The following is an 11,258-nucleotide window of genomic DNA, read 5'->3' on the forward strand; positions in this document are numbered from 1 at the left end:
GAAGGAAAGATGAGGGCGAATGGCTCAGATGGTTAGAGCGCCGGTCTCACATACCGGAGGTCAGAGGTTCAATTCCTCTTTCGCCCAGTTATCGACAAGCGGGATAGCTCACTATCCCCGTTTTTTTTGTCCGGAGATGTTCTCGTGACCAATCCTCTGGACAGCCTCAATGAACTTCACAAACTTGATCAGAGAATTATTAAACTCAAGGAAAGAATGGATTCCATACCTGAAAGACTCTTTAAGCTGAATGAAAATTTTAAAAAAAGAGAAACTGAAATTGAAAGAGAAAAGGAATCCCTGAAATCCAACGAAGTCGCCAGAAAAAAGATAGAAATAGACATAGAGGAATTCGAAAACAAGATAAGCACTTATAAACTTCAGCTTCAGAAAGTTAAAACCAACGAAGAATACAGGGCGATGGAATCCCAGATAGAATTTTCTAAAAATAAAATAAGCGAACTCGAGACGAAAGAGATAGAGATATTCGACGAAATCGACAGAATGAAAAACGAACTTGTCGAACTCCAAAAAAGGCATTTTTCAGAAAAGGATAGATTTGAGACCGAAATGAAAAATCTCGAAGAAGAACAGGCGAGAGGAAAAGAGATTCTCGAAGAACTTGAAAAACAGAGGGTCGTGATGGTTTCGGGATTCGAAATAAAGTTGCTTAAAAAATACGAAAAAATAAAGAACGCCAGAGGGACTGCTCTGGCTCAGATTTTTCTTTCAGACTCGGAAAACGTCAATTCAAAGAAAAATTTCTGGGTTTGCGGAGGTTGTAATTCCATGGTGGCGCCGCATCTTGTTGAAGAGGTCAAAATGAAAAAAGATATCGCTCAGTGCGAATCGTGCGGAAGAATTCTTTTTTTTGAGTGAAATTTAAAGGAGAAAGTATGTTTCAAAGCGTCATGATGGTTTATATAGGATTGTGGCTGATAGCGAGCGCTTTGGTATTCAGGTCGAGCGCTGACAAATCCAATATAACCTTCGGCATAATAATAGCCGTTTTGGCTTTAGTTCAGGTTTTTTGGACAGTCAAAAGAAATAAAGAGAAAAAAGGAAAATAATATGTGGACTTCATGGGCGATTTTTTACATATCATTGTGGATTATGGGTTCCGGATTTGTCATCGGAGGACCGAACAAATTGACAAACGTCGCCGCGGGTTTTTTTCTTTTAGTCCTGTCCGCCTGGACCGGGATTAAATACAGGAGATCCCTTTTTATCAGGGATATCTCTGCCGACGAAAATGAACAAAAGAACGCCTCCGACAACAGCGGGAGCGTAGTGAGCGACGATTCTCCAGAGAAGAATGAGAGCGGTGACAGGTCCGTCCCAGCTCAAAGCGAAACTGATTCCTGAGAGTTCGGCTATTCCCGCCCCTCCCGGCGTAGGGGCGTAAGCGAGAATGTACGAAAGAGCGACGCCTGTCGCGTAAAGGCCTGCGAGGTCTCTCTCTGGGCTTAAACTCATAGCCAGACACGGTGTAATAAGAAAATATACTCCCATCTCCGCTACGGCTATCAAAGAAGCAAGAGCGGTTTTTGACGGATGCTTGTAAAAGAAAGATTCGTAGTTTTTCGCAAGATGTTCAACCGAATTTAAAAATTTAATCACGTATTTTAAAATCAATCCTGCCGCTTTGTTGCCCCTGTTTTTGAACAATATCGCTGACGCCAGCTTTTTCACTGATTTGTTTTTGAACATTATAAGATAGAAAAAAACAGCTACTGCAAGATAAAAGGCTAGTACGTAATTCGAAAAGCCTGAAAACATGCGGCTTTTAAAAACGCTGTCCGCGTAAATAAACAGCAACGGCAAAGAGACGACGAGAAAAAGGCCGTTCAAAGCGCTTTTAAAAGTAATGATCGCGACGCTTCTTGAAAAACTGCATCCGGATTTTTTTAATATATAAATTTGATAAGCTATTCCTCCGCTTTGAAGAGGAGTCACGGAGGATAAAAAAAACGGACAAAAAGTGAATCTGGCTGTTTTGACGAAAGAAAAAGAGACACCCTGAGCCCTTGTTATCAGCATCATTTTAAGAACACTCAAAGTCATCTGAAAAAAAACGAGGACGAACGCCAGAAAAATGAAAAAAATGTCAGCACTGGCAACGGCTGTTTTTAAAGAACAAAAACCCTGCATCCATCTTTCGGTGAACGAACCGCCTTCTGAGATATTCAGAGGAATGAGAAGTATCCACGCTGAGAGAGTCAGCAAAACGAAAAGAGCGATCCCTTTCCGGATTTTGCCCGGATCAATAGGAATCGAGATCTTGTTTTTCAATGTGCAGGACTCTAAGAGAAATCACGGCTCCGAGAACAGTCGGTATATAGCAAGTAATTATCCTCCAGGCTAGAGTCAGAAGGCTTATAACTGGAGAACCTTTTGGAATGAAATGACTGAAAGTGCTGCTGAAACCAAGTTCGACAAGACCGCTCCCGCCCGGAGTCGGCGCGAAAAGAAATACGAAAGTCAAAATGAGCTGAAGAGCCATTGTCTCGATTATTCTGAAATTGTTAAGACCCATGCCGTACATTAAAAAAGCCGGAATAAGGTAAACCATCATCAGAAAAAGAGCCGTACATAGAAAAGCGAGAAAGAGCATCATTTTGCCTGTCTTGAGATATGTTCTGAGACCTTCCTTGAAAAAATTGATCTCTTTAAAAACTTTACACACAAACTTGAAGTAAAATCTCGGTTTCTTTTTTGTCTTGTTCCACATAAATCTGCCTATTCGGTAAAAGAAATTTTTTGTGTACCTGGGTTTGAAGGCGATGAATAGCGAAACCGTTACGCCCACTGTTATTGCGGTTATCACCCAGAAAAACATAGTGACTGTCAACGGATTTTTGGGAAAATAGGGTATTACAACGGGGATAACGAGCACGCTGACTGCGAGCTGGAGTATACCTCTGAAAAGAAGAACAAGAGTCGCCTTGCCGGGAGATATGTTTTTTTTGTGAAATATATACATCTGAACCGGAAGACCGCCGGTTTGAAAAGGGGTGACTGTCGCCAGGAAGATTCCCGATACTATGACTTCTATTGCAGTCCAGAGTTTTATTCTCTCTCCTGAGCCCATCACGAGAAGCTTGGTTCTCAAAGCGTCCAAAAGGATTGCTCCAGCCCACAGGCCGAGCGATATGAGCAGAAAGAGAGGGTTTATGTCCCTTAAAATCTGGATTACCGATTCTCTTGTCGCGTTCTTGAGAGAAAAGAAAAATATAAGAAGGAGGGTTACGAACGTTATTGTCAAAAAAAGCCTGAAACCGAGGGCTATCTGCTTGGTGAGTTTACCCGCCAACTAAAAACGAGCTCCGATTGAAAAATAATAATCGAGACGGTCGGCTTTAAAATCATCGGTCTGACCCCAGCATGCGGCGGAAACAATATACCTGTCGCGCGCAAAAGTAGTGCCGAAAGAGAAAAGTTTTGCGCCGTCTTTTTCAACATAACCGGTGGAGGCTTTGGCAGGGCCGTAGAACGCCTGAATACAGTAATGGTGAATCACGCTCCAGTCTTTTTCGGAGTACTCAAAATCGTAAGCCGCAGAGGCGTATTTCATAGACATCGAAATTCCGGCTCTGTAGGAAGAGGGAACGGTGATCTCATCGTCGAAGACTTTTCCTGCAAAGTTTTTCGCGCTGACACCCATGGCAAAATGTGAGATAACAATCGCAAGACCAGCGTCTACGAAAAAACCGTGAGCGGGAAATGCTCTGAAAATAAGCGAATCTTCCGCGAATTGACCCGAATCCGGATATGAAATCTCCCTGTAAGAGGCGTGAAAGTATTTTATCGTGCCGCCTACTGAGAATGAGGATAAATCGGCATCCCTTATAGCAAAAGAAAGGCCGGCTTCGTCGGCTCTGAGCAAAGCGCTCGTTTTTCTTCCGGAATAAGCGGTGTCTGTACGATCTGCTTCGAGTATTCTCCAATAAAAAGCCGTTTGAGGAGAGGATATGAGAACCGAATTGACGTATTTTCCGTCGTAGGCAGAGTATTCACCGAAGCCAGTGCAGGCGGAGTCCTTGTCCCTGACTCCGTAGTACGATACAAGAACCGAGGAATAATATGAAAAGGGCAGCATTGCGGGATTGTAAAAAACCGGATCGTCCGTTAATGCCGTCCCGGTCCCTCCGCATCCCAGAGAGTATGCCGATGTTGGCATCCCGAAATAGCCGGGTCTTTCAAAGAAAAATCCCACAACAAGAAAAAATGTCAAAAACATGAAAAAATGCTATCATTTAAGGTTGATTTTATCAACTCAAATAGCTTTGAAAAATATTAGGTGCAATGAGTTTTTTGTACGGTAAGATTTGTTTGAACAAGCAAAGGAGTTTAAGGTGAAAAAAATTATAGCTGTGTTGTTCATTTTTTCAGCCTGCCTTTCCGCTGAAACGTTTGAATATGTTTTTACTTTCGAAGAACCTGACAAACACAATTTTTTGAGCCCCTGGGGTGATTCATACGAGTTTTATTACCTGCCTGGCAGACCTGTTGTTTCAGCGCCTTCGTGTCCGTTTATTTATTCGGAGACCGAGATAATAAAATTGCCCTCTGGTTTTGTGGTTGAAAATATAAGCGTGGCGCAGGAGGAAGGGACAATTATCGCAGAAAACATATTTTTGGCTCCCCATCAGGGAACCCAACCCATGAGTTTTATTCAAACAGTTTATTTCGAACCCGACCGAAATATTTACTCAAAAGACGCCCTCTATCCAACAGATAATATTTTGTCCTACAAACAGGGAAGAGCGGGAAGCGAAAACCTGCTGGCCATAGCGATTTCACCTTTGCAGTACAATCCCGTGAGAAAAAAATTATTCTTCAACGAAAAAGTCGGAATAATTGTCGAAGGACGTTACACCGGTGTATCTACAACTGCTGTTCCGGAAAGCGTCTCCGACACTGACATGATAATAGTTACTGTTCCAAATTACATGCCCGCAGCCGATAGCCTGGCTCAACTTCACATTAAAAGCGGCATCAACTGCGCCGTCAGAACAACAGAATATATAAATCAAAATTATCAGGGAAGAGACATCCAGGAAAAGATAAGGAACTGCATAAAATATATGAACGAAAACCATTCCGCCTCTTATGTCCTGATTTTGGGCAACTGGCAGGCGGTTCCCGGAAGATATTGTCACATCGAAATGCAGAGTCTTTCCGAAGACATTCCATCCGACCATTACTATTCCGACTTGGACGGCTCCTGGGACGCCGACAACGATAATGTTTTCGGTGAGATAGAAGACAGTCTCGATATGTTCCCGGAAATGAGCGTGGGCAGAGCGTGTGTCGGATCTTCTTCCGAAGCTCTCGATTTTTTCAATAAAGTGAAGTCCTACTGCACGAGTGATTCGCTTTTTTATCCGGAGAACATTATTTTTATGGCCAGCTATCTCGACGCCAACACGGACGGGGGAGTGGCGAAAAATTACATAGCCGACAATCTGATAAGCCCTGTTTTCACCGTCCACAGGCTTTACGAATCCCTTTCGAATCTCAACATCGGGTCCTTTCAGGACACCTGTGAACGTTACGGATTTTCTTTCCTGAATCACATTGGACACGCCGGAACAAATTCGATGCAGTGCGGACCGGATTATCTCGAAAAATCCGACGTCGACAACCTTTCGAATTTTTCAAAGTACGGAATCGTTTATTCGACGGGATGCTGGGCGGCCGCGTTTGACGACGACTGCGTGGGCTGGCATTTCGTCTCGAATTCCTCCGGCGGAAGCATAGGATTCATCGGAAATTCAAGATACGGATGGTTCACTCCCGGGTTTCCCGGATGCGGCAGTTCGGAAGTCATAGATTACAATTACTTCAGAACCGTGCTGTCCGAAGGCGAAAACGTTCTCGGAAGATCGTTTTCTCTTCACAAAATACCTTACATAGCGTTGTCCGGACAGGCTAACGATTACAGGTGGATAATGTTCGCGCTTACTTTATTCGGAGATCCGGCGCTGTACCTTAGGACTGAAGCCGAATTAACCGAGATGGACGTGTTTTTACCGGGAACTGTTTTCCCGGCCGGAAGCGGAGTTATCAGCGTTTCAGTAAAGGATTTGACTGGAACCCCACTCGAAGGCGTTATTGTTTCTCTTACTTCGGCAGGAAGTCTGATAACGGCAGGTCTGACGGACGCCTCCGGCACTTGTTTTATTCCGTACAACGGAGTGAGCTCAGGTGACGGCGTGATATCCGCGTCCGGAGCAAATCTCGTTTTCGAGCAAGTTCCTGTTCAATTCGGAGACGCCGCATACAGAATACAGATAGATTCGACAATATATGCCGACACTTTTCCTGCCTGCAACGCCGACGGTAAGTTTTCATCCGGAGAGACTCTCGAATACTCAATTTATATAAAAAATACGGGTTCGTCGGCCTTGACTTCTTTGACAGGAGACTTGGCTTCAGACAGCTCATTCATAGGATTTATAATTTCAAGCGACACGATAGCTTCCGTCGCTTCGGGCGGCGAAAGTGTCATGACCTTTATTATTTTTTCTGAACCCGGAATAAACAACGGAACGCCGATGAATTTGAACCTTAATCTTGTAACCGCTTCTCTCGACGACACTTTCAGCCTTCCGTCGGTCATACAGAACCCCGAAATGCACTGCACAGGCTTTAGATGTTTGGACACAATCAGCGGCAACGGCAACGGTTTTTTTGAATCCGGAGAGACCGCTCTCTGGGAATTCACGTTTGAAAACGCCGGTTTTTCAGATCTTTTCCCGGGACAGACAGCAATACACCTGAACACAACAGAAGTGACTGTCAATGACAGCTTTTTTTCACATACCCGCGTCAATGCAGGTAATGACATGACGATTCCCTTCGTTTTAACAGCCTCTTCGAATCTCCCTGCCGAATTTCAGGCTCTGTTCACATTTACGTCAGGAAATCTTCCTGTTCCCGATGAATACTCTGTAAATCTCACCACTGGAATTTTCGGTTTCACGGACGACATGGAAGGGGACACATCTTTGTGGGTTCATTCGGGAGACCCGGATCTATGGCACATATCGTCACGACGTTACTCTTCTTCATCGAATTCCTGGTACTGCGGCAATGAATCGACAGGTCAATATCCTCCTGCTTTCGCCGAGACGCTTGAAACCGTCGTAATGAGATCAGGTCATGACATGGCACTCTCATTTTGGCACTGGTACGAAGTCGAGGCAGGTTACGATTATTGTATTGTTCAGGCTATAGAGGACGGGCAGTGGAAGAATCTGGCGACTTTTTCAGGAAGCTCTCAGGGCTGGTCCTACGAAGAAATTCTGTTTGACGTCTCAGCCGATTCGTTCAATCTGAGATTTGTCTTTTATTCCGAAGACAATAATAACCAGTACGAGGGCTGGTACATAGACGACGTCAGGGTTTTTGGAATGCAGACCGTCGAGGTCGAAGAAAATATAATTGTATCAGCACCTTCTCTCGAATACTCGGGTTCATTCATAACCAACAGATGGTCGCTTAATTTGACATGCCCGGAAAATGAAAATGTAAATATATATTTATTCGACGTTTCAGGCAGAACAATTAAAGTTTTACACGAAGGGATTCTGGCGAGGGGTTTCCGTTCGTTCGGACTGCCTCAGGACCTGCCCCTGGGCGTATATTTTATAACTGTTGAGGGGAGTTCCTTCAAGGAGAGTATAAAGCTGATGAAAGCGATCTGACGGAAATGAAGACTGTCGGTATAGTCGGTTCGACGGGTGCGGTCGGCACAAAGGCCGTTGAAATAATAAAAAGCAGATCTCTTCCCGTCGAACTGAGGGCATTTTCTTCTTACTCGGGCGGACGCGAAGTATTTGGAGTCGAAGTCGAAGAGCTGAAAGAGGTTCCAAAAAATCTCGATTTCGCTATTTTTTCAGCGGGATCTGCAGTTTCTTTAAAATGGGCAAAAAATTTCGCCGACGCAAATATAGTCTGCATCGACAACACTTCGGCTTTCAGAAGAGATGATGACATTCCTCTCGTTGTGCCCCAGGTCAATTTCGACGACGTTAAAAAAGACGGTTTTCTTATATCGAATCCGAACTGCGCTACAATACCGGTTGTAAGGATTTTGAATAATTTCAAAGACGAAGTGACCGGATTTCACGCCGTTACTTTTCAGTCTGTGTCGGGAGCGGGGAGAAGAGGATTGACAGCACTTTCCGAAGAGAGCAGAGGTTTAAAGTTCGAGCAGTCGCCTTTCGCTGAAAAAATTTTCGACAACGTATTGCCTCTCATAGGAAACATTTCTGAAACCGGATGCTCTCAGGAAGAACTCAAACTCGTCTTTGAGACGAGAAAAATACTTCACAAAAAGGACATGAGAATCTCGGCTGTGTGCGTCAGAGTGCCGGTGACAGTGGGTCACTCCGTGTCGCTGACTCTTGAGGGAAAAAATCTTACGGCCGAAAAGGTCAGGAATTGGATTAAGCTGAACAAAGATGTTCTGTACAAAAAAGTTCCCACCCCTCGCGACATTCAGGATAGAGACGAAGTAATCGCCGGAAGAGTAAAAGAAGAGGACGGTTATCCTGGGCTCGTCAGTCTGTTCGTGTGCGCAGACAATTTAAGGGTCGGGGCGGCGACGAACGCCGTTGATATTCTCGAAAAGCTTTTGTGAAAATTATTTTTTAAGATTCCACGCTCTGAAAAAGTTCTCTCTCGACCTGTCGTAGGTTTTTTCATATTCTGGGGGAAAAAAACAGCCAGGCAGTTCTCCCGCATCTCTGTGATAAGCGACGCATTCACAGCACATTCCTTTCTTTGAACAGTTGTAGGTGCAGGCGCAAGTCAAAGCTGTCTTTTCTTTTCTGCATTCCATGAATCATTCTCCAATCAATAAATAAGGTTTTATTTTTTCAAAAAGCGAGCTTCCTATGCCTGTGATGTTCAGGAGTTCTTCAAGAGTTTCAAATTTTCCTTTTTCAGATCTGTATTCGACTATTCTCGTGGCGAGAACGGGACCAATACCCGGGATTCTGTCGAGAAGAGGTGCGGAAGCCTTGTTTAAGTCCAGAGGGAAAATGCTGGCTGCAATTGTGTCGGGATCAAGTTGAAGTGTGTAGGATGAGGAAGGTTCCAACGTTTTTAAAAATTCTTTTTTCCAGGACAACGAAGCGGTGTGAGTATATCCGAGATCAGCGTGGTTGGAAAGACCGTAGTGCGAACCGATGTTTGAAGCTTCGGCCTCGAAACCGACTGAAAACTCTCCGGGGCTGTCAGTGTATCCGATTATAAAAGAGAGGGCGTTGAACCTGAAACAGAGCGAAAAACTCTTTCTAATATCTCTGTCTCTGACCTTGAAGGCGCAAAGCCCAATGCTGACGCCGTCGAAATATTCCAGCAAAATGTGCGCGTTTACAGACAAAGGAGGTTGGTTTGATGAAGTGCCGTAAGTTGTCGAGAGCATGTTTTGAACGGAAACACCAAATCCGAAATATTGATTTATGTCGGTCCATGTATAAAGGTCGGAGCTCCAGACTATTTTACTGCCGTATCCTTTAATGGACAAGAACATCGGTTTAAAGCGCAGACCCGCTGACTGACCCTTCAATCTGTACGCACACGCAAATCCGGTCGTTATCTCTCTGTAGAGTGAGTTGCCGAACTGAGAAGCTGTCACGGAGAAGGAGTATGGATTTTTTGTCCAGGAAACGCCTGCCGAGTAGAGGTTGAGATCATCCATCGAATAGAGCTGAGTGAAACAGCAAGAAGCTCTCAAACCGTCGGAGAGAGGGATTGAAGGATTAAGAAATACGTTGAAGTGGGAAATTTTTGAAACAGGATGGTAGAATTTTGGCAGAGGGTTTAATTCGAAGGCAGAGAAGAGAATTATCCAAAATGCATACATCTTTTATATTTTAAACCAAGATTGAGATAATTTCAAATGTTATTTATTCATAACTTTAGCAACAACAAAATATAAACGGTTAAGTTTCATTATTTTACAGATTATCTTCATTTTTACAATTTATTGATTTAACTAATTATTGTATAATATGTAAAAATGTTATTTATATAATTAATAAATTGACACAAAAAAAAAATAAGATAACATCTGGCAACTTTTACAAGGAGGTATTCTTGAAAAGAACTCTTATCAGCGCCGTAGTTTTGTTTTTAACTACGTCTGTGATGGTGGGGCAAATATCGCCCGGGGGCTGGGAAAAAATCTACACTAATTTGGACGGTGTAGCTCACGATCTTGAAAAAACCGCCTTCGGTTACACATTTGTCATCGGAAGCGGAAGAGTCGGTCCGGACCAGTATCAGGTTTATTCTCCGACAACTTTAGTCGCTGTAAACAATTCAGGAAACATAATCTGGCAGATAACGAACAATGATCTTGTCATGAACCCTGATCATAAAATTGTCTTCGCCGGACACAACGACAGTACGAACAGCTATATTTTCCTTGTTGCGGGTTACGGAGAATACAATGACACTTCTGCAATGCAGCTCTGGCCTGTTTCTGCTGATTACAATCCGGGAACCCAGACATGGTCTGTGAATTCATTGCCTGTTAAGACATATATTGATTATAGTTCTTATTTTCCTTCAGATTTAATTTATTATGAAAGTAACAAGTTTATGCTTGTAGGTTTTTTAAACAATTCTTATGGTAGAGGGTTTTTTCATTCACAAATAAATCATTCTGGTATCGCTGATAGTTTATATCAAGGTTGGGGATGTTATTTTTCTGAATTTGTATGCTGTAAATACAATGATGAATTAGTAATGGTCGCTTCTCAAAACAATCTAAATAATTATTCCATTACAATAATGGTTTATGATGATGTTAACCAAATTTATCCTGATCAGATTTCTTATATATCAACATCTGGAAATCATTATTTAATTAATTCAATAACAATGAAGTATGATACAATACTTTTAGGTTCAGTTGTCAGTTGGGGAAGAAATATTTCTTATCATAATATAATTAAGACAAACAAATCAGGTTATCTGTTCAACCATTATTCATATGGCTATAATAATGGTTGTAAAAAAATGAACGCAATCATCGACAACAACAACGAATATCTAACTGTTGGTGGAAGTTTGTATCCTGGTGATTCCCTGTCTCCGCCATGGTGCGGCGGATTTTATATGAAGAATTATTCTGATTTTAGTTTTAAATCCACTAGTGTCCTATAAAAAATAAAAAGAAAAAGACTGGTTCCTAAAAAGAAAATATAATCAAAAAAAGCTAAAAAAAGGAACCAGTC

10 protein-coding genes and 1 tRNA gene are annotated in these 11,258 nt (G+C 42.8%); 6 read left to right on the forward strand and 5 right to left on the reverse strand.

Annotated elements, in window-relative coordinates:
* The first annotated feature begins 13 nt into the window (after nucleotides 1–13).
* The 3 genes from JXL83_01715 to JXL83_01725 all read left to right on the forward strand — a co-directional run bounded on the left by JXL83_01715 (nucleotide 14) and on the right by JXL83_01725 (nucleotide 1,070).
* Nucleotides 14–87, forward strand: a tRNA-Val gene (locus tag JXL83_01715).
* A 57-nt stretch (nucleotides 88–144) separates the two neighbouring features.
* Nucleotides 145–879: a hypothetical protein gene (locus tag JXL83_01720; protein ID MBN2362829.1), complete on the forward strand. Its 735-nt coding sequence runs from the start codon at nucleotides 145–147 to the stop codon at nucleotides 877–879.
* Between the two features lie 17 nt (nucleotides 880–896).
* Nucleotides 897–1,070: a hypothetical protein gene (locus tag JXL83_01725; protein MBN2362830.1), complete on the forward strand. Its 174-nt coding sequence runs from the start codon at nucleotides 897–899 to the stop codon at nucleotides 1,068–1,070.
* Between the two features lie 109 nt (nucleotides 1,071–1,179).
* Here the strand turns inward: JXL83_01725 and JXL83_01730 are convergent, their stop codons facing one another.
* From JXL83_01730 to JXL83_01740, 3 genes are read right to left on the reverse strand one after another with little or no spacing between them, the layout of a single operon-like run.
* A complete protein-coding gene (locus tag JXL83_01730) occupies nucleotides 1,180–2,226 on the reverse strand; it encodes a flippase-like domain-containing protein (protein MBN2362831.1) in 1,047 nt (348 codons plus the stop codon).
* A 37-nt stretch (nucleotides 2,227–2,263) separates the two neighbouring features.
* Nucleotides 2,264–3,313: a flippase-like domain-containing protein gene (locus JXL83_01735; GenBank protein ID MBN2362832.1), complete on the reverse strand. Its 1,050-nt coding sequence runs from the start codon at nucleotides 3,311–3,313 to the stop codon at nucleotides 2,264–2,266.
* Nucleotides 3,314–4,240 carry a hypothetical protein gene (locus JXL83_01740; GenBank protein MBN2362833.1) on the reverse strand — a complete coding sequence of 309 codons (927 nt, stop codon included), beginning with the start codon at nucleotides 4,238–4,240 and terminating at the stop codon, nucleotides 3,314–3,316.
* A 115-nt stretch (nucleotides 4,241–4,355) separates the two neighbouring features.
* Here JXL83_01740 and JXL83_01745 point away from each other — a divergent pair, with 115 nt between their 5' ends.
* Nucleotides 4,356–7,712, forward strand: coding sequence for a hypothetical protein (locus tag JXL83_01745; protein ID MBN2362834.1), 3,357 nt, complete (start codon nucleotides 4,356–4,358; stop codon nucleotides 7,710–7,712).
* Nucleotides 7,713–7,717: 5 nt separating this feature from the next.
* Entirely contained in the window at nucleotides 7,718–8,650 is a 933-nt protein-coding gene (locus tag JXL83_01750) for an aspartate-semialdehyde dehydrogenase (GenBank protein ID MBN2362835.1), read from the forward strand.
* Between the two features lie 3 nt (nucleotides 8,651–8,653).
* Here JXL83_01750 and JXL83_01755 read toward each other — a convergent pair whose 3' ends face one another.
* Together JXL83_01755 and JXL83_01760 are read right to left on the reverse strand one after the other, a co-directional pair.
* Nucleotides 8,654–8,851 carry a hypothetical protein gene (locus tag JXL83_01755; GenBank protein ID MBN2362836.1) on the reverse strand — a complete coding sequence of 66 codons (198 nt, stop codon included), beginning with the start codon at nucleotides 8,849–8,851 and terminating at the stop codon, nucleotides 8,654–8,656.
* 3 nt (nucleotides 8,852–8,854) lie between these two features.
* The gene (locus tag JXL83_01760; GenBank protein ID MBN2362837.1) at nucleotides 8,855–9,439 is read right to left on the reverse strand and encodes a helix-hairpin-helix domain-containing protein; all 585 of its coding nucleotides are present in this window, start codon (nucleotides 9,437–9,439) and stop codon (nucleotides 8,855–8,857) included.
* Between the two features lie 674 nt (nucleotides 9,440–10,113).
* Here JXL83_01760 and JXL83_01765 point away from each other — a divergent pair.
* Entirely contained in the window at nucleotides 10,114–11,187 is a 1,074-nt protein-coding gene (locus JXL83_01765; protein ID MBN2362838.1) for a hypothetical protein, read from the forward strand.
* Nucleotides 11,188–11,258: the final 71 nt, after the last annotated feature.

The sequence above is a fragment of the candidate division WOR-3 bacterium genome, assembly GCA_016934535.1.
GTDB lineage: Bacteria > SDB-A > SDB-A > SDB-A > SDB-A > JAFGIG01.